The following is an 18293-nucleotide window of genomic DNA, read 5'->3' on the forward strand; positions in this document are numbered from 1 at the left end:
GGAGGCGTGGGGAGATGGATCCGGGACGGCAGAGCTTCGGTGTGCACAGGTGGTCGGACGAGCATCTGGATCGGCTGGTGGGAGAGAACCCCACGGACGGCGTGCTCGAGCGGAGCGGCCAGGTCCACGCCGCCCGGATCGAAGCGGCCCGCAGACGCGACGGCGGAACGTTCGACTGGACCGGCCTCGTCGAGGACCCCACCGATCCGGATCGCCGCCTCGATCCCCTGGTGCTGTCCCTGCCGACCGGCGTGACCGAAGAGCAGGTGCACGCGGCCCTGCTGGGCCGGGCGCGCGTCCTGTACGGGCCGCACGTGCTGATCGGGCACGTCTGCGCCCGCGACTGACCGCCGGGCTCACGGGCCGTCGAAGGCCGTGAATCCCGCCTCGGACAGCGACGTGCGGAAGCGGTCCCCGGCCGGTCCGAGCCGGGTGATCCACACCAGCACCTCCGACATCGGTGCCGCCGTCGCCGCCACCGGGATGCGCGTGATGCCCTCGTCGAGCGTGGCGGTGCCGACCACCTGGGACAGGTGGAGGGGACCGCCCCCGGCCGGGGCCGTCCGGATCTCGACGCGCGAACCGGCGCTGAGACTGTCGATCCACACCTCATCGAGCCGCACCGGTTGCGCGAACGCGACTGTCAGACCCAGTCCGGCCCGTCCCGCGGGGAGCTGACGCGGATACAGTTCGGTGCTCCACGCCGTGTTCGGGTTCCCGTCGACCGCCAGGTCGGCCGTCACGGCGTTGTCCGCCGCGCCCTCCTGCGCATGGGCACGCACCGCGCGGGGGACGACGGGGCCGGCGGTCCCGCCCTCCGTCGGGGGCGACGCGGCGGCGACCACCGGAAGCGTCGCCGGCGATGCCGACTCGGCACGCGGTCCGCTCAGCGCGGTGCCGGCCACCCAGCCGACCGCCGCGAGACACGCCACGCCCACCAGCGCCACCACGGCCGGCACCGCCGCACTGCGACGGGCGGTGGCCGGGGGCGGCTCCGGCTCCCGTGCGGGTGCCGCGGTCTCGGCCACCGGTTCCGGACGGTGCGGCGGCGCCCCCGGCAGCAGCCGTCCCAGCCGCTCGGCGAACACTGCTGCAGTGCACACACTTCCGTCGACCGCCTCGTCGGCCAGTGCCCGCATCGCCGGTGCACCACCCCGGTCTCCGAGCATGCACCTCAGGGCCGCGCCGAGACCGGCGACGTCGGTCGTCTCGTCCGCGCCGGGCAGCGTCGCGGGGAAGGCCAGGACCGCGGCGCCGGACTCGTCGACCCGGATGCGCACCGGATCGTCGAGGCCCAGGATCGTCGACTGCCGGTGCGCGGCACGCACCGTCTCGGCCAGACGAAGCATGATGCGCGCCGCGGCGGCCGGATCGGGACGGTCCCCGGCGACGTCGGGCAGCGACCGGCCTGGCGTCCATTCGGACACGACCACGCAGCAAGCGGAGTGGTCGGCGACATCGAAGACACGGGCCGCCGCTCCTACCCGTCCGAACGCGGCCGAGGCCGTGCGCGCACACAGCGCGTGGAAGAAGGCACCGTCGTCGCCCGCCGGTCGCGGGGCGACGGTCAGCGCGACGGTGCGGTTCATGACGGTGTCGTGTCCGCGCCAGCACTGCAGGCCGTCGACCGTTCCGTGCCGATCGACCAGAACATAGCGTCCGTCCGCGACGCGCGACCCGGCCGCCGGCTGCCGACTCGGCGGCTCACCCGGAGCCGCACCGTCGTTCTCGGTCATCGACGATCCCCTCCCCGGATCCGGGTCCCTGGCCGTCATTGTCCATCGCGGCGCTGCCGGAAGTGCACGATTTCGGCATCGGCGCGCCGGTCGGCAGTTGCCGCGTCCGTCTCACCGATCCTCGGCCGCGCGGCGTTCCGGCAACGCGCGGAGACGATCGAGCAGGCGCGCGAAACCGTCGTCGCCCGACGGTTCCGCCGGCGGGTCGATCGCCAGGCCGTCGCACAGCCCGCCGTACCAGGAGCCGAGGACCTCCGGCAGCTGCGCGTAGGTGCCGCACGGCACGAGGGCGTGCAGGACGTCGTCGGTCATCAGCGGGGCCATCTCCGCCCAGCGCCGGTCCCGGGCGAGCGCACCGAGCCGCTCGCCGAGACCGGCGAGACCGTGCATCTCCAGGGTGCGCCGGTAGGCGGGGGTCGAGTACAGGAACGCGAACTCCGAGCGTGCGGCGTCGGTGGCGGCGGCGACGGCGGCGTCGTCGCGTCCGGTGATCGGTTTGGGGACCACCACGACGCGGGGACCGCCGTCGCCCCGGCCGGCGCGGGCGGCGCCCTCCCGCAGTGCCGGCAGGACCCGCTCGCGCAGGAACAGCGGATGCGAATTCGTGGGGTGGGTGACGAAGCCGTCGGAGCGCTCCCCGGCGAGCACGCACATGCGGCGGTTGACCCCACCGGTCCACAACTGCGGGGCCGCGACGTCGAGCGGGCCGGGCCGGAAGTACGGCTGCAACCGGTCGAACGTGTAGTGGGTTCCGCTGTGCGACAACGGATTGTCGGTGGAAAACGCGTCGAAGATCGCCCGCAGGGAGTCGAGGTAGTCGCGCAGCTGCGCGGCGGGATCGCTCCACGGCATCGAGAAGCGGCCCACGATGTTGCCGCGGACCTGCGTCGCGATCCCGAGCTGGAAGCGGCCCCCGGAGAAGCGGGCCAGCTCCCAGGCGGAGTACGCGGTGACCATCGGGCTGCGGGCGAACGCCACGACCATGCTGGTCCGCACCGTCAGCCGCGAGGTGTGCTCGAGCGCCAGGGCGCACACCGCGAACGGATCGCGCACCGTCTCCGACACGTGCACGGTGTCGTATCCGAGGGCCTCGATCCGGCGCACCCGCTCGGCCACCCGGCTCAGCGGCGTGTCCGCCGGCAGTGATGCCACCACTTCCATCTCGGGACCTCCGTGTCGATCAGAAGACGACGATCCCGCGCAGGTTCCGTCCCTCGTGCATGTCGGTGAAGCCCTGCGCGATGTCGTCGAGCTTGTAGGTGGCGGTGACCAGTTCGTCGAGCTTCAGCTTGCCCGAGGTGTACAGCTCGATCATCCACGGGATGTCGGCGGTCGGGGCCGAGGCGCCGAACAGCGAACCCTGCAGCCGCTTCTGGTACAGCACCAGCTCCATCGGGCTGACGGGGATTCCCACGTCGCTCATCGCGCCGAGACCGGTGACCACGCACGTGCCGGCCTTGCGGATCGCGGCGAACGCCTGCGCGATGTGCTCGCCGGTCGTCACGCCCACGGTGACGATCGCGGCGTCGGCGCCCTGACCGTCGGTGCAGGAGCGGGCGATCTCCGTCGCCTCGGCCATGTCGGCGACGGCGTGCGTCGCACCGAACCGCAGCGCGCTCTCCCGCTTGAACGGCACCGGGTCGACGGCGATGATCCGGGCCGCGCCGGCGTGGGCGGCGCCCTGGACGGCGTTGATGCCGATGCCGCCGACGCCCTGCACGATCACGGTCTGCCCCGGATACACCTCGGCGGAGTTGACCGCCGCGCCCCAGCCGGTGCCCACCCCGCAGCCGAGCAGGCACAGCTTGTCCAGCGGCAGGTCCTTGTCGACCTTGATCGCCGAATCGACGCTCACCGTGGTGTATTCGCTGAAGGTGGACAGGCCGCAGGTCTGTGCGACCGGCGCCCCGTCGAGACTGAGCCGGAAACTCGCCGGGTCGTCGGGCCGGCTGCCGGTCATGATCGCCGCACCCCGGTCGCACAGGTTCTGCAGTCCCTTGGCGCACCACCGGCACCGGCCGCACGCGGCGAGGAACGAGAACACGACGTGGTCGCCTTCGCTCCAGCCGGACGTCTCGGGCCCGACCTGCACGACGACGCCGGCGCCTTCGTGGCCGCCGCAGATCGGGTAACTGCCGACCGCGTGGTCGCCGGTGGCGATGTGGTCGTCGGAGTGGCACAGGCCCGCCGCCACCATCTGCACCGTCAGTTCGCCGCGCCGCGGCTCGTCCAGTTCGAGGTCGGCGATCTCGTACGTGCCGGGTGCCTGGCGGATGATCGCGCCACGGGTTCTCATCGGGTTCCTTCGGATGGGTGGGACGGTGGCCGGGTTCGGTGCACCGTCAGGGGGTGACCTGGGCGTCCATCGCGGCGCGGTAGCCGTCGCCGTACGGCGGCAGCATCCCCCACTCGCGGCGCGGATCCTGGTCGGGGGCGACGAACACCGTTCGGGCGTGGCTGAATTCGAGGAAGCCCTCGCGGCCGTTGTAATGCCCCGTGCCGGAGGCACCGATCCCGCCGAACGGCGCGTCGAGCATGCCCGGATGCATCATCACGTCGTTGATCGTCACGCCCCCGGAGGTGGTGGATTCGACGACGGTGCGCTGCTCGTCGTCGTCCTTCCCGAAGTAGTACAGGGCCAGCGGTTTCGGCCCGGCGTTGAGCTGCGCGATCACGTCCGCGAGGTCGTCGTAGGTGCGCACGACCATGGCCGGTCCGAAGATCTCCTCCTGCGAGATCGCCGCGTCCGCCGGCGGGTCGACGACCAGCCGCAGGGGGCGGCGCCGGTCGGTCGCGTCGATCGGTTCCGCCGGCACGGTCTCGATGCGTGCCCCCCGCTGTTCGGCGTCGCGGATGTAGCCGTCGATGCGTGCCGCGTGCCGCTCGGTGACGACGGCCGTGGCGTCGGCGTTGCCGGCGGCGGTGGGCAGCAGTTCGAGATACGACGCGCGGACCGCGGCGACAAACGGCTCGAGGCTCTCCGACGGGACGTACACGGTGTCCGGGTTGACGCACAGCTGACCGGCGTTGGTGGCCTTGCCGACCGCGATCCGGTAGGCGGCGGCGGCGAGGTCGGCCGAACGCCCGACGATCGTCGGGGACTTGCCGCCGAGCTCGAGCGTGACGGGCACCAGGTTGCGGGCGGCGTTCTCCAGCACCGAGCGGCCCGCGGCCTGGCCGCCGGTGAACACGATGTGGTCGAACGGCAGTGCCGTCAGGGCCTGCGCCACGTCGGGACCGCCGGTGACGACCGCGACGTCGGCGGGGTCGAGGAACTCGGCGGCCGCCTCGGCCAGCACCTGTGCGGTGCGGGGGACGAGTTCGGACGGCTTGAGCACAGCCCGGTTCCCGGCGGCCAGCACCCCGGCGAGCGGGCTCAGGAGGGTGAACACCGGCGCGTTCCAGGTTCCGATGATCGCCACCGACCCCTTCGGCTGGTACTGCACCGAGGCGGTGGCGCCCAGCTGGTCGTACGGGGCGAAGACCGACCGGTGCTCGGGCCGCATCCACTCCTCGAGGTGGTCACGCGAGTACTTCAGCGCGGTCAGCGAGCCGAGCACGTCGTTGACGGTGGAGTACCCCGGGTGGCGGCCACCGAAGTCGGCGTCGATCGCCTCGACGATCCGCCCGCGGCGGGCGACGAGCATGTCGATCACCCGCTGGATCCGGGCGCGGCGCTGCGCCGCGGAGCTGGTCCGTCGTGCGCGAAACTCCCTCTGCTGGTTCTCGAGCAGCGCGTGCACGTCGGTGCCGATGGTTGCGGTCATGGCGCGGATGCTATGGGCGGTGCCGGCCGGTCCCCGGCGCAGTCCCGTTGAGCGAGACCGCTACCCGCTCAGTCGGTGGCGACGTACGCGCACCCCTCCCCCGTGCCGGGGGCACGTCGGTCCCGCCGGGTCCACAGCACCCCGTCACCCGGGGTCGGCCCCTGCCGGACCAGTTCGCGTTTGAGGATCTTGTTGGTGGCGGTCACCGGCAGGTCGGGGGCGATGCGCACGTGGCGGGGCCAGGCCTTCGGCGACAGATCGGGTTGCGCGGCGAGGAACTCCTCGAACCGGTCGGGGGTCAGCTCGGCGCCGTCCCGCAGGACGAGCGCGGCCATCACCTGATCGCCCACGTGCGCGTCGGGCACGGCGTAGACGGCGACGCGGCTCAGCGCCGGGAGCCGCTGCAGGATCCGCTCGATCGGGGCGGCGGTCAGGTTCTCGCCGTCGACCCGCATCCAGTCGGCGGTGCGGCCGGCGAGATAGATCCAGCCGTCGGCGTCCTTGTAGGCGAGATCGCCGGACCAGAACATGCCGTGCCGGAGTCGCTCGTCGGTGGCCTGCGGGTCGTTGTAGTACCCGGAGAAGAACCCGGCGCCGTGGGTGTTGACGAGTTCGCCGATCGCCTCGTCGGCGTTGAGCAGGGCGCCGGTGTCGTCGAACTCCGCGGCGGGGCATTCGGTGACGGTGGCGGAGTCGTACACGGCGACGCCCTCGAGACCCCGGCCGATCGAGCCGCGCGGGGTGCCCGGTTCGCGGGTGACGATGACGGCGTTCTCGGTGGATCCGAAGCCGTCCCACACGGTGCAGTCGAACCGACGCGCGAACTCCTCGATGTCGCGGTCCGTGGCCTCGTTGCCGAACGCCACCCGCAGTGGGTTGTCCCGGTCGTCGGGCCGCTCCGGGGTGGCGAGCACGTAGGCGAGAGGTTTGCCCACGTAGTTCATGTACGTCGCGCCGTAGCGGCGGACGTCGCCGAGGAACCGGGACGCCGAGAACGTGGCCGGGGCCATCGCCGCGCCGCTGCCGACGCCGACGCTCCACCCGGCGAGCACGGCGTTGGAGTGGAACAGGGGCATCGACAGGTAGCACACATCCCGGTCGGTGATGCCGAACCGCCCGATGAGGTTCTGGCCGGCGAACAGCACCATCAGGTGCGCGACGCGGACCGGTTTCGGGTCGCCACTCGTGCCGGAGGTGAAGATCATCATGAACGTGTCCATCGCCTCGGCCTCGCGGTGCGGGCGCAGCTCGCCGGCGCCGGCGAGCAGATCCGCCCACTCGGGCGTCGACGTGTCGAGGATCCGCACCCCGGGTAGGTCGAGGCCGTCGAGCAGCGGCCGGTGCTGCCGATCGGTGACGACGATCTGGCAGTCGGCGCGCGAGATGTCGCGGGCCAGACCGTCGCCGCGACGGGTGGTGTTGATGCCGCACAGGACGTATCCGCCGAGTCCGGCCGCGGCGAGGGCCTCGAGCATGTCGGGGGTGTTGCCGAGCACGGTTCCCACGTGCATCGGGCGGTTCGGGTCCGCGAGGGTGAGCAGGGCGGCGGCCTGCGCGGACGCACGACCGAGGTGCTCCTGCCACGTCCAGGCGCGGTCGCCGTACACCACGGCGGTGCCGGTCTGGCCGAGTCGCGCGCGCAGTGCCTGCTGGACGGTGTCTGCCACGGTCTCACCTCGTCGTCGTGGGGTCGGTGGTCAGGTGCCGGGACAGGAACGAGATCTGGTGCGCGACAGCAGCGTCGAACCATTCGTGCCCCGGCCAGACGCCGAAGTGGTCGCACGGGTAGTGGCGGACCTCGGCGCGGCCCCGCTCGGCGGCGAGCGCGGCGGCGCGCGGCGGCGCACTGCGGTCGAAGTCGGCGATCTGGACGAGCAGCGGGCAGCGCAGCCCGGCGGCGTCCTTGCCGGGACGGTAGGTGCCGAGTTCGAGTGCGATGCGGGCGTCGATCTCGTTGCGCCACGTCGGTCCGGCCAGGACGGTGTAGTCCTCGAAGTAGCCGTCGAGGGTGAGTGCCGCGGTCTCCCCGGGCCGGCCGACGACCGGGATGGTGACGGGTCCGCGGCCGGTCCGCGTCGAGACCCGGCTGCGAGCGCCGGTGGCCGCGGACCGCATCATCGTCCGTGCGGAGTGGTGCCGGCCGGCCAGCCGTCCCGCGGCCGGTCCGTCGACCAGCGGGGTGACGGCGACGACGGCGGCGACGTCGGAGCGGTGGGCGCCGACGGTGAGCACATGCCCACCGGAGAGCGATACTCCCCAGAGCACCAGTCGATTCCGGTCGACACCGTCGAGCGCCGCGGCCGCGTCGAGGGCTGCCCGGTAGTCGTCGGCCTGGCCGCGCAGGTCGACCCGTTGCCGCGGCGTGCCGCCGGAGGCGCCGAACCCGCGGTAGTCGAAGGCGACGACGTCGAGGCCGGCGTCGGCCAGGCGATCGGCGAACTCGCGGAGTCCGGAATCCTTGGTGCCGCCGAGGCCGTGCGCCATCACGACCGCCGGCCGTCCGTCGTCGCCGGTGAACGCGTCGCCGCGGCCGGGGAAGTGCCAGGCGTCGCAGTCGGCGTCGCCGGAGCGGAAGGTCAGGTTCCGGGGCGTCATCGGCGTGCCCCTTCCGGGACGTTGCCCACCGGGCGTGGGGAGTTCTGGGCCGCAGCACGTTTCAGTCCGTCGGGCAGCTCGTGCACCCGCAGGTCGTGCTCGTAGAGGAAGTAGTCGACCTGCTGGGTGTGCCGGGGCCGGTCGAGCATGTGCCCGGTGTACTTGCGCTGATCGGCGTCGATCACTCGTTCCATCTCGTCGGGCGGCGGCGGCCGGTACCGGCCGATCACGTGGGCCGCGACGAGCCGCGCCTGGCACTCGACGAAGGGGAACAGGGTCGGGGTGGCCTGCGCGAAGCCGACGAACGCGAGGTTGTCGATGCCGGGCGCGAAAATCCGCTTGTAGAGCCGGATGTGGTTGCCGGGTGCGGCGATGAAGTCTTCGTCGAAGAACGGGAAGGTGATGTTGTACCCGGTGGCGTAGACGACGACGTCGAAGTCCGAGGAGGTGCCGTCGGCGAAGTGCACCGTCGCGCCGTCGAGCAACCGGATGTCGGGTTTGGCGACGACGTCGCCGGAGCCGAGACGCAGCGGCAGTTCCACCGACTGGGTGGGGTGCGCTTCGAAGAACTTGTGGTTGGGCGTGGGCAGTCCGTACCGCTCGGGCCGGCCGGCGAGGAGTGGCTGGCCGAGCTGGGCGAGTTTGCGCTGCCACGACAGCGGCAGGTGCGGACTGGTCCGGTAGTACTTGTCGGCGGGCCGCCCGGCGATGTACTTCGGCACGATCCACGCGCTCGAACGGGTGGAGAGGGTGACCTCGTTGCCGAGTGCCTTCGACGACAGCTCCACCGCGATGTCGGCGGCGCTGTTGCCGATCCCGACGACGAGGATGCGCTTGTCGGAGAAGTCGATCGGCGTGCGCGGATCGATGTAGTGGTGGGAGTGCAGCGACGTGCCGGTGAACTCTCCCGGGAAGTCCGGGATCCGCGGGTCCCAGTGGTGCCCGTTCGCCACGACGAGGTAGTCGAAGTACCGGGTGCGCCCGTCCTCGGTGTCGAGTTCCCACCGGCCGTCGTCGCCCCGGCGGGCGTGCACGACGCCGTTGCGGAACTCGATCCGGGACTCGAGGTCGAACGCCGCGGCGTATCCGTCGAGGTACTGCTTGATCTGGGTGTGGTGCGGGAAGTCGGGGAAGGACTCCGGCATCGGGAAGTCCTTGAACGACAGCTGGTGCTTCGACGTGTCGATGTGCAGGGAGCGGTAGGCGCTGCTGTGACCGTTGGGGTTGCCGAACGCCCAGTTGCCGCCGATCCGGTCCGACGACTCGAAGCACGTGTAGGGCACGCCGTAGTCGCCGAGCATCTTTCCTGCGGTCAGACCGCTGATTCCCGCGCCGATGACGGCGGTGGTCGGTGCCGGCATGTCGCAGCTCCTCGTGTGCAGGTTCCGGCCCCCCGGTGAGCCGGTCCGATCGCCGGCGCGAACGCGTCCGGTGACGACGACCCCAATGTAGAACATGTTCACCGCGGGTGTAGACACTTTTCGGAAAGTGTCTACTGCGCGTAGGGTCGGCTCGCGGGCCGGCGGTCCGCGAGCCGAGAGGAACAGCGCGTGCCCACCGAGACGACACCCGGAAGCGTCCGCGAGCGGCTGCTCGCCGCGACCGAAGAAGTCCTGCGCGCCAAGGGAATCCGGGCGACGACGATGGCGGAGGTGGCCGAGGTGGCCGGGGTGTCCCGGGCCTGGCTGTACCGGCACTTCCCGGACAAGGTGAGCCTGGTCGGCAGCGTGATCGTCCGGCTCGACGACGCGTACTGGACCGCCGCCAGGACGGCCCTCGCCGGCTACGGCACCTTCGTCGAGCAGCTCGCGGCCGGCGTCCGGATCGGCCGGGCCACCTACGACGATCCGGGGGCGCTGCCGCTCCGGCTGCGCGCCGCCGAGCCCGAGGAGTTCGCGGCGTGCGCCGGCGCGGGGGTCCGCGAACTCGTTCCCGACCTCGCGGCGTTCTGGCTCGAGTTCGTGGTCGCGGCGATCGAACGCGGGGAGGTCCGCGACGACGCCGAGCCCGTCGAGGCCGCGGAGTGGGTGGCGCGCTCGCTCATCAGCCTCGCGACGGTGCCCGGCAACACCCTCGACCCCGACGACGACGCCGCCGTGCTGCGCTACGTGCGGCGCTACGTGCTCGCCGGCCTGTCGCCCGCCGCGCCGCGCTGATCGGCGCCCGTCAGCCCTCGCGTTCGAAGGTGACGAGCAATCCCTCGACCCCGCCCGGGCCGACGCGGCCCTTGATCTCGGCGGACGTGATGGCCTTCAGGCGCCACCCCTGCCGGGCATGCTCGTTGAGCAGATCCTCGAGCTTGTCACCGGACATCTTCCCGCCGAGCATCTTCTCGCGGACCTCGACGACCTTGTACGAGTACATCGCATTCCTCATGTCGTGGCGATCGGGAATCAGCAGGGGCGCCGACCCTTCGCATCCTACTCGCGCCCACCCGGTGCGAGCCGCGCTCGACGACGGAAGTACGAATCCACCCGAGCCAGGCTGTCAGCAGGTTCCCAGCTTCCGTCCACAGTTTCCCCAGCATCGCTTCGTAGCGTGAACCTCACCGAACCGAACCGAGAGGACACCGCAATGAGTTCACGCCGGGCGCGTCGCGTTCCCACCGACCCCGACCTCCACGAGCACGACCTGGGCCTGGCCCACGACATGAGGACGATGCTGTCGCGCCGGCGGATGCTGGCCGTCTTCGGCGTGGCCGGCACCGCCGCCCTCGCCGCGTGCTCGACGGGTGGGTCGACGTCCACCTCGGAGGCCGCCTCCGCCACCACGGCGTCGAGCACGACCGCGGCGGCCACGGGCGGGTGCGTGGCGGCCGCACCGCAGGAGACCGCCGGACCGTATCCCGGCGACGGATCGAACGGGCCCAACGTCCTGATCGAGTCGGGAATCGTGCGGCGCGACCTCACCACCAGCTTCGGCAGTTACACCGGCACCGCCGAGGGCGTGCCGACGACCGTCACGCTGCACCTGCAGGATCTGGCGGCCGACTGCGCCGCCGGTGCGGACATGGCGGTCTACCTGTGGCACTGCGACCGCGACGGCAACTACTCGCTCTACAGCGAGGGTGTCACCGAGCAGAACTACCTGCGCGGCGTGCAGGTGGCCGGGGCCGACGGCACCGTCTCGTTCACCTCGATCTTCCCGGCCTGCTATTCGGGACGCTGGCCGCACATCCACTTCGAGGTCTACGACTCCCTCGAGGTCGCCGTCGCCGGTGACAACGCCCGGCTGACGTCGCAGATCGCCCTCCCCCAGGACGTGTGCGAGACGGTGTACGCGCAGGCCGAAGGTTATTCGCAGAGCACCCGCAACCTCGCGCAGGTCGGTCTCGATTCCGACAACGTCTTCGGCGACGGCTGGGACGCCGAACTCGCGACCGTCAGCGGCAGCATCGACACCGGCTACGCCGTCGACATCACGATCGGTGTCGCCGAGAAATCGGCGAACGTCCAGTCCGACATGCCGCCGCAGGGCGGGATGGGTGGTGGCCCGGCAGGGGGCCGCCCGGCAGGTCCGCCGGCCGGGCAGTGACGGGACCGCCCGCGCCGATTCGGCGTGCCCTTACGCTTCGTCCGCTCCATTTCGGCCCTGCCCTGTGGGGGTGCGACGGCGGCAGACTCGCCCCATCGCCGCCGCCCCGGAAAGGACCCCCCGTGAGCGCCCCCTCCCTGTCCCAGCACACGACGACCCTGCGTTTCCTCGATCCTGCCGACGGCACTCCGCTCGGCTGTGTCGCGACCTGGCCGGACCACCGGTTCACCCTCACCGACGTCGTCGACGTCCTGCGGCGCTTCGGCCTCCACGTCAGCGATCACCGGCCGCTGGACGAGCCGGGGACGCACCACTTCACGATCGCACCGGCCGCAACCGTCGCTCCGGATCCCGGGGTGCTCGAGCTGATCGCGGACGCGTTCGTCGCGGGCACCGAGGGCCGCACCGAGATCGACGACTTCTCGATTCTCGTTCTGCAGGAGGGAATCTCGTGGAGGTGGGTCGATCTCGTGCGGGCGGCCGTCCGGTTCCTGGCCCAGGCCGGGATCGGCCTGTCGCCGGCGTACATGCTCGGCTGCCTGACCGCCACCCCCGGCTTCGCGGCGGACCTCGCCGCGCTGTTCGACGCCCGGTTCCGGCCCGGGCTGCCCGACCGGGACGGCGCCGTGGCCGCCGCGGGCGCGGCGGTGGCCGGCCACATCGATCGTGCCGCGACGTTCGATCTGGACCGGACCCTGCGGGGGCTGCGCTCGTTCGTCGACGCGACGCTGCGCACCAACTGGTTCCAGCATGGGGGCAGCAGATCGTACGCGTCGTTCAAGCTCGATCCGTCCGCGCTGAGCGTCGGCGCAGCGATCGTGCCGGTGCGGGAGATCTACGTCCACTCCCGTGACGTCGAGGGCGTGCATGTGCGGGCCGAGCTCGTCGCGCGCGGCGGACTGCGATTCTCCGAACGCCCGGAGGACTACCGCACCGAGGTCCTCGGGCTGATGGCGACCCAGGCCGTCAAGAACGCGCCCATCGTCCCCGGCGGCGCGAAGGGCGCGTTCGTGCTCCGGCCCGGCTCCGGCGCGGACCTCACCACCGCCTACACCACGTTCGTGCGCGGCCTGCTCGACGTCGTCGACAACATCGTCGACGGCTCGCCCGTCACCCCGCCCGACACCGTCGCCTACGACGGCGCGGACGCCTACCTGGTGGTCGCCGCCGACAAGGGCACCGCCCGCATGTCCGACACCGCCAATGCCGTGGCCGCCGAATACGGTTACTGGCTCGGCGACGCCTTCGCCTCGGGCGGGTCGGCCGGCTACGACCACAAGGCGATGGGCATCACCGCCCGCGGCGCGTGGGTGGCCGTGCGGCACCGCTTCGCCGAGCTCGGCCACGACGTCGACACGCAGACCTTCACCGTCGCGGGCATCGGCGACATGTCGGGTGACGTCTTCGGCAACGGCATGCTGCTCAGCGACCGCATCCGCCTCGTCGCCGCGTTCGACCACCGGCACATCTTCCTCGACCCCGACCCGGACCCCGCCGCCGCCCACCGCGAGCGGGCGCGGCTGTTCGCGCTGCCGCGCTCGTCCTGGGCCGACTACGACCCCGCGGTGATCTCTGCGGGCGGCGGCGTGTGGCCGCGCACCGCCAAATCCGTGCCGCTGTCCGCCCCTGCCCGCGCGGCCCTCGGGATCGACGCCGCGACGCTGACACCCGACGAGCTGATCAAGGCCGTCCTGCAAGCGCCCGTGGACCTGCTGTGGAACGGCGGTGTCGGCACGTACGTGAAGGCCTCCGGCGAAACACACGGCGACGCCGCCGATCCCGCCAACGACCGGGTCCGGGTCGACGCCCGCGAGGTACGGGCCCGCGTCGTCGGGGAGGGCGGCAACCTGGGCTTCACCCGCGCCGCCCGCATCGAGTACGCGCGCTGCGGCGGCCGCTGCGACGGCGATTTCGTCGACAACGCCGCCGGCGTCGCCACCTCGGACCGGGAGGTCAACATGAAGATCGCGGTCGACCGCGCGGTGGCGGCCGGGACGCTGGCGCCCGGGCGGCGGGAGACCCTGCTCGCCGCGGTGACCGACGACGTGGCCGCGGCGGTGCTCACGGCCTCCCGCGATCAGGTGCTCGCCCTGGGAGCCGGCGAGCACGACGCCCCGGCGCTGCTCACCCAGCACGAACGCCTGATCGAGGACCTGGCGCGGGCCGGCCGGATCCCCCGCAGCGACGACAGCCTGCCCACCACGGACGAGATCCGGGAGCGGCGGCGAGCGGGCACGGGCCTGCTGCGCCCGGAGCTGGCGGTGCTCCTGGCGCAGTCGAAGAACGTCGTCGCGAGCGAGCTGGCCGCGTCGTCGCTGCCGGACTCCCCGGCCTGCGCCCCGTGGGCCGAGAGCTACTTCCCCGCCGAGATCCGGGCCCGCGCCGCGAGCGGCGTGGCCGAGCATCCCCTGCGCCGGGAGATCGTCGTCGCGTCGCTCGCGGACGAACTCGTCAACCGGCTCGGCCCCGGCGCCCTGTACCGGTTCGAGGAACGGTTCGGCGCCGCCACCGAGGACTCGGCGCTCGCCTACGTGGTGGTCAGCCGGGTGCTGCACACCGAGGACATCCGGGCCCGGATCCTCGCGGCGGGCGCCGACGCGCGCACCACGGTGGCGGAACTGAGCGCGCTCGCGCGCGTCGTCGAGGCCGAGATGGCGTGGTTGCTGCGCCACACCGCCCGCCGGACGCTCCGCGACGTGCTCGCGGGTGCGTGCACCGACGCGGACACACCGGAGGCTCTCGTCGCGGTCTTCGCCGCGCCCGTCGCCGCCGCCCTGGGCGACCGGCCCTCGGCCGAGGACTGCCGCGGCGCCTTCGCGAACGCCGCGGTGGCGCTGCGCCTGGGCATCGACCCCGCCCGTGTCGCCGCGGCCCGCGACGAACTGGCCGACCTCCTCCACATTCGCCGGCTCCTGGACGGTTTCGTGACCCGGGTGCGCGGCCCGTACTGGGAGGCCATGGGTGCGGCGGCTCTGCGCGACGAGATCGCCGACCGGCTCGACGCGCTCGTCGTCACCGCGCTCGACGGCCGTGCCGCGGACCTGCCCGATCGCGCGCACCGGCTCGTGCGGCTCCTCGACCGGCTCCGCGGTGAGGACGCGGTGGACACCGCCCGGCTGGCCGTGATCGCCGGGGAGCTGCGCCTGCTCGACCGCTGAGCGGGTGTCTCTTATGGATCGGCTCTTGCGTGCGGCATGACGCATGTCGTGGATGATGCGTTGCGTTCCCGGGACCCGGCCCCGGCACCGGGATGTGCCGCGCGGTCGGTGTCCCGGGGCCCGATACGCCACCGCAAGCCGCGCCGCGGTTCGTCGCATCGCCTCGCCTCATCCCCTACGGACAGAATCCGCGACCCCACTCAGGTGGGGCAGGGAGGAGAGGGCCATTCGGAGCGTACAGCGGGTCGAGAACACCCGCGCGGCGGGCAGGCCGTACACGCAGGAGGCTGAAACTCCTTCTGCCACAGCCTCTCCTGGATGGTCCCCACTACGAGCAGGTGGGGCAGTGGGCGACCAGGTCGGCGCGCATGCCCAGACTCACCGCAGCATCGACCACGCGCGGCCACATCCGCGGCTCCGCCAGCGCGAAGTCCTGTACCGCGCCGCGCGAGTCGGCCGGTACCTCGAGCCGGTCCTCGGTGTTCCACAACGCCAACGCAGGACCGTTGGAATGCGCGGCGTCATAGTAGACACCGTGGATACGCCGTCGAGCCACGGGCTGATCCTCGTAGATCGCCCGCGCCCACTGCTGGGTGCGCGGGCGCGGATAGTCGCCGGTGGCCAGCGACGGCAGCGCACCGATGCGCATCGCCGCGCCCTGCCCGCGCAGGTCGAGCACGGTGACCGGGGCGGTCGGTCGCAGCAGCGCCACCCGGTAGCGCGGGCACACCGCCGCCGCAGGGAAATCCCCGAAGACCTCGCCGAGCGCCGTGGCCAAGTTGCCGGCGACGTACAGCACCGACCGCCCGTCCGGACACGTCCGCGGCGCACCGTCGGGGGCCGGCAGATGCGGGTCCAGTCGGTGCAACGGCCCGAAGTGCCGGTGGGTGGTTCCGTTCGGGGTGTGCGGGGACGGGTGGTAGATGCGGCACCAGCGCCACGGGTGGCCGGGGCTCGGTTCGCGCCACCGCCAGACCCATGCTCGTCCGCCATGCAGCGGTCGCGTCGGTGCGGGAAGTGGGGCTACCACGCGGCTGCGGTGCCGGCCTCGGCCGCCCGCACGACGTCGTCGATGCGCCCGGCGGCGAGCGCTTCGGCCGGGGTCGCGCCGTCGAGGTCGGGGTTCACGTTCAGGGCCCATTCGGTCAAAGACACCGCACCCCCGGGAAACACCCGACTCACCCGGGCCAGGCCGGGCACGAAGCCCTGCTCGGTGTCGGCGTCGAACTGCCACGACGGCAGTCGCCACTCCCGGCCCTTCTTCACCCCGATCAAATCCCCCGCCTTGAGACGATCGAGGACCGCCTGCTCGGACACCTCGAGCAGCTCCGCGGCCTCCGGTCGGGTCAGGGACTCCGCCACCACCGCGCGACGGGCCCGATACTGCCGGCGCAGGTTCTCCAATGCGGCGTGTCTACGCTCGGCCGGGGACGGACCCCGCCCCCACAACCCTGCGTCCAGCCCCTCACCCTCGTCCCCGACCACGCCGAGCACGAAACTCTCCCGCTCCGCCTCCGGCACACTGCCGAGCACGTCCTTCAACACCGCGGAAAAGCCCGCTGCACCCGGCGCCGAAGTCGTGGTACCTGCAGCGCCGGACGCGGGCGGCGTCGTCCGCGGGGTCGACGTGCGGGACTTCGTCCCGGCCGCCCGACCCCTGTCCTTCGTGCGCGCGGTCGAGGCCGACCCGATGTTCGTACGACCGGTCCGCTTCGTGCTCATATCCCCAGGCTACGCCTCTGAACAAGATAAACAAGAAAAGAAAGCGAAGGAGGGGACTGCCTCGGCTCGACGATGTGGATGCGCATCGACTTCCCTGGAGTTTCCCTGGGGTCGGATTCGGGATCGGCGGACCACCCGAACTTGTCGAGGCACCATGACACTCCTCGCCGCGCTGCGCCGGCACTTTCAGGTACACGCACGAACTGCCTGGTCACGGCTCTTCCTTTCACGATGAGGCCGGTGATCTAAGGCGCCGGTTCCCCGATCAGCAAGGCGAGCAGCAGCTCTGCCCGGACGCGGGCATCACCGAGGTCCACGCCGAGCACCTGCTCCGCCTTGGCGATCCGGCTGCGCAGGGTGTGCCGGTGCACCTCCAGGGCCGCGGCCGCCGCCTCCCATTGCCCGTTCGCCTCGAGGAAGGCCCGCAGCGACGCGACGAGCCTGGTCCCGCGGCCGCGGTCGTAGTCGGCGAGAGCGGACACCGTCGACGCGGCCACGGATTCGAGAACGGCCCGCACCGCCGGGGACGCGAGCAGGGCGGTGCCGTGGGTGGCGTCGAATTCCACGAGGCGGTGGGCCGCGTCCGCGGCGGCGACGGCATGCTCGGCCTGTTCGACGGCGCGGCGGGTGTCGGTGAGCCGGTGCGCGGCGCTGAGGCCGCCGCGGAGGGTGCGGGCCTGCGGCGGGGACAGGTCCGCCAGCAGCGCCGCCACGTCGGACAGCGTGTCCTCGCCGCGCAGCAGCACGGTGAGCGTCTCGTCGTCGCTGCGCGCGTACAGCGGCCGCTGCCGGGCACCGAGACCGGCGTCGAGCACGCGCCGCACGTCGGCCGGGGTCGGAGTGTGCAGTTGCAGGATCCGGATTCGGTTGCGGGTGCCGACCGCGTCGGCGAGATACTCCGAGGCGTCGCCGGAGTCGAGGGCACCGGCAACGAGAAGACCGAACACCTTCGCGCCCAGCGCGTTCCGTTCCGCCCGCAGCCGCCGCGGCTTGTCCAGCTCGAGGGTGACGAGGGAGACGGCGTGGCCGATCAGGACGAGTTCGACGTTCTCGAGCGGCCGGTCGGCCTGCACGGCCAGGTATCCGCTGACGACGCCGGCGTGCGTGACCGGCTGCACCGTCAGCGTCCGGCCGGGCCGGCTCGTGGTGACCGAGCCGGCGCCGTCCCGGCGCAACTCCGGGATCTGCTCCGCCAGCTCCGCCGCGGCCTCGGGGTGGGCGGCCACCTCCCCGGTGCGCTCGTCCAGGTAGGCGACGGCGGTGTGAGTGGCGACGGCCAGTTCCCGCACGACGGCCGGCACACCGCCACGCAGCACGGCACGGGTGATGCGCACCTGGGTGTCGGCGGCGCGCCGCACGAGCTCGTACTGCTGCTCGGCGAGCCGGGCGGTGACGGCACGGCTCACGGCGGCGAACGGCGTCGTGTACGGCACCTCGAACAGAGCCAGCCCCACCGCGTCGGCCGCCTCGAGGACCGACTGCGGAATCCGCTCGTGCGACAGCCCGGTGCCGAAGCCGAGGGCGGCGACGCCCGCCTCCGCGAGGCGGCGCACGTAGTCGCCGCCCGCCGCCGGCTCCAATCCCAGGCCGATGGTGAGGACGAGTTCCCCGCCGGAGAGCCACGGCCGCGGGTCCAGCAGTTCGGTGGGCTGGACGAAGCCGATCTTCCGGTCCATCCCGGCTCGGCCACCGCGCAGGGTCAATCCCAGTCCCGGTTGCCGCAGTAGCCAGGCGATGCCGACGCTCATGGGGCCATCGTAGGACGCCTCGACGAAATGGCG

General features: G+C 72.3%; 15 protein-coding genes. 4 read left to right on the top strand and 11 right to left on the bottom strand.

Annotated features, from left to right (window positions below; genetic code table 11):
- The first annotated feature begins 14 nt into the window (after positions 1-14).
- The gene (locus ACWPQI_RS20265; RefSeq protein ID WP_010596027.1) at positions 15-347 is read left to right on the top strand and encodes a hypothetical protein; all 333 of its coding nucleotides are present in this window, start codon (positions 15-17) and stop codon (positions 345-347) included.
- Positions 348-356: 9 nt separating this feature from the next.
- Here the strand turns inward: ACWPQI_RS20265 and ACWPQI_RS20270 are convergent, their stop codons facing one another.
- The 7 genes from ACWPQI_RS20270 to ACWPQI_RS20300 form a co-directional block, all read right to left on the bottom strand.
- On the bottom strand, positions 357-1736 hold the full coding sequence (locus ACWPQI_RS20270) for a hypothetical protein (RefSeq protein ID WP_308072019.1): 1380 nt from the start codon (positions 1734-1736) through the stop codon (positions 357-359).
- A gap of 111 nt (positions 1737-1847) precedes the next feature.
- Complete coding sequence (locus ACWPQI_RS20275; protein WP_017679907.1) at positions 1848-2897, bottom strand: TIGR03617 family F420-dependent LLM class oxidoreductase; 1050 nt, start codon at positions 2895-2897, stop codon at positions 1848-1850.
- Positions 2898-2916: 19 nt separating this feature from the next.
- Positions 2917-4032, bottom strand: coding sequence for an NDMA-dependent alcohol dehydrogenase (locus tag ACWPQI_RS20280; RefSeq protein WP_010596031.1), 1116 nt, complete (start codon positions 4030-4032; stop codon positions 2917-2919).
- 46 nt (positions 4033-4078) lie between these two features.
- Positions 4079-5503 carry an aldehyde dehydrogenase family protein gene (locus tag ACWPQI_RS20285; RefSeq protein WP_017679906.1) on the bottom strand — a complete coding sequence of 475 codons (1425 nt, stop codon included), beginning with the start codon at positions 5501-5503 and terminating at the stop codon, positions 4079-4081.
- Between the two features lie 68 nt (positions 5504-5571).
- Entirely contained in the window at positions 5572-7170 is a 1599-nt protein-coding gene (gene fadD1, locus ACWPQI_RS20290; RefSeq protein ID WP_124258862.1) for a fatty-acid--CoA ligase FadD1, read from the bottom strand.
- Between the two features lie 4 nt (positions 7171-7174).
- Positions 7175-8098: an alpha/beta hydrolase gene (locus ACWPQI_RS20295; protein ID WP_064065702.1), complete on the bottom strand. Its 924-nt coding sequence runs from the start codon at positions 8096-8098 to the stop codon at positions 7175-7177.
- Positions 8095-9459, bottom strand: coding sequence for a flavin-containing monooxygenase (locus ACWPQI_RS20300; protein WP_017679903.1), 1365 nt, complete (start codon positions 9457-9459; stop codon positions 8095-8097). The genes ACWPQI_RS20295 and ACWPQI_RS20300 overlap by 4 nt, the downstream gene beginning before the upstream one ends.
- Positions 9460-9648: 189 nt before the next feature.
- On the opposite strand from ACWPQI_RS20300, the gene ACWPQI_RS20305 reads away from it, so the two are divergent.
- Positions 9649-10254: a TetR/AcrR family transcriptional regulator gene (locus ACWPQI_RS20305; RefSeq protein WP_017679902.1), complete on the top strand. Its 606-nt coding sequence runs from the start codon at positions 9649-9651 to the stop codon at positions 10252-10254.
- Between the two features lie 10 nt (positions 10255-10264).
- Here the strand turns inward: ACWPQI_RS20305 and ACWPQI_RS20310 are convergent, their stop codons facing one another.
- Positions 10265-10462 carry a DUF4177 domain-containing protein gene (locus ACWPQI_RS20310; protein ID WP_006935226.1) on the bottom strand — a complete coding sequence of 66 codons (198 nt, stop codon included), beginning with the start codon at positions 10460-10462 and terminating at the stop codon, positions 10265-10267.
- A 210-nt stretch (positions 10463-10672) separates the two neighbouring features.
- On the opposite strand from ACWPQI_RS20310, the gene ACWPQI_RS20315 reads away from it, so the two are divergent.
- Entirely contained in the window at positions 10673-11632 is a 960-nt protein-coding gene (locus tag ACWPQI_RS20315; RefSeq protein WP_474738470.1) for an intradiol ring-cleavage dioxygenase, read from the top strand.
- 122 nt (positions 11633-11754) lie between these two features.
- On the top strand, positions 11755-14790 hold the full coding sequence (locus ACWPQI_RS20320) for an NAD-glutamate dehydrogenase domain-containing protein (RefSeq protein WP_474738471.1): 3036 nt from the start codon (positions 11755-11757) through the stop codon (positions 14788-14790).
- Between the two features lie 328 nt (positions 14791-15118).
- Here ACWPQI_RS20320 and ACWPQI_RS20325 read toward each other — a convergent pair whose 3' ends face one another.
- The 3 genes from ACWPQI_RS20325 to ACWPQI_RS20335 all read right to left on the bottom strand — a co-directional run bounded on the left by ACWPQI_RS20325 (position 15119) and on the right by ACWPQI_RS20335 (position 18260).
- Positions 15119-15589 carry an RES domain-containing protein gene (locus ACWPQI_RS20325; protein WP_474738472.1) on the bottom strand — a complete coding sequence of 157 codons (471 nt, stop codon included), beginning with the start codon at positions 15587-15589 and terminating at the stop codon, positions 15119-15121.
- A gap of 224 nt (positions 15590-15813) precedes the next feature.
- Positions 15814-16323, bottom strand: a complete 510-nt coding sequence (locus ACWPQI_RS20330; RefSeq protein WP_108754953.1) for a helix-turn-helix domain-containing protein — start codon at positions 16321-16323, stop codon at positions 15814-15816.
- A 434-nt stretch (positions 16324-16757) separates the two neighbouring features.
- On the bottom strand, positions 16758-18260 hold the full coding sequence (locus ACWPQI_RS20335; protein WP_474738473.1) for a PucR family transcriptional regulator: 1503 nt from the start codon (positions 18258-18260) through the stop codon (positions 16758-16760).
- Between the last annotated feature and the right edge of the window lie 33 nt (positions 18261-18293).

The sequence above is a fragment of the Rhodococcus sp. LMD genome (genome assembly GCF_056108245.1).

Excerpts from the sequence above, each read along its gene's own strand:
- ACWPQI_RS20265 (WP_010596027.1), top strand. The coding sequence starts at position 15 with ATGGATCCGGGACGGCAGAGCTTCGGTGTGCACAGGTGGTCGGACGAG.
- ACWPQI_RS20270 (WP_308072019.1), bottom strand. The coding sequence starts at position 1,736 with ATGACCGAGAACGACGGTGCGGCTCCGGGTGAGCCGCCGAGTCGGCAG.
- ACWPQI_RS20275 (WP_017679907.1), bottom strand. The coding sequence starts at position 2,897 with ATGGAAGTGGTGGCATCACTGCCGGCGGACACGCCGCTGAGCCGGGTG.
- ACWPQI_RS20280 (WP_010596031.1), bottom strand. The coding sequence starts at position 4,032 with ATGAGAACCCGTGGCGCGATCATCCGCCAGGCACCCGGCACGTACGAG.
- ACWPQI_RS20285 (WP_017679906.1), bottom strand. The coding sequence starts at position 5,503 with ATGACCGCAACCATCGGCACCGACGTGCACGCGCTGCTCGAGAACCAG.
- ACWPQI_RS20295 (WP_064065702.1), bottom strand. The coding sequence starts at position 8,098 with ATGACGCCCCGGAACCTGACCTTCCGCTCCGGCGACGCCGACTGCGAC.
- ACWPQI_RS20300 (WP_017679903.1), bottom strand. The coding sequence starts at position 9,459 with ATGCCGGCACCGACCACCGCCGTCATCGGCGCGGGAATCAGCGGTCTG.
- ACWPQI_RS20310 (WP_006935226.1), bottom strand. The coding sequence starts at position 10,462 with ATGTACTCGTACAAGGTCGTCGAGGTCCGCGAGAAGATGCTCGGCGGG.
- ACWPQI_RS20315 (WP_474738470.1), top strand. The coding sequence starts at position 10,673 with ATGAGTTCACGCCGGGCGCGTCGCGTTCCCACCGACCCCGACCTCCAC.
- ACWPQI_RS20335 (WP_474738473.1), bottom strand. The coding sequence starts at position 18,260 with ATGAGCGTCGGCATCGCCTGGCTACTGCGGCAACCGGGACTGGGATTG.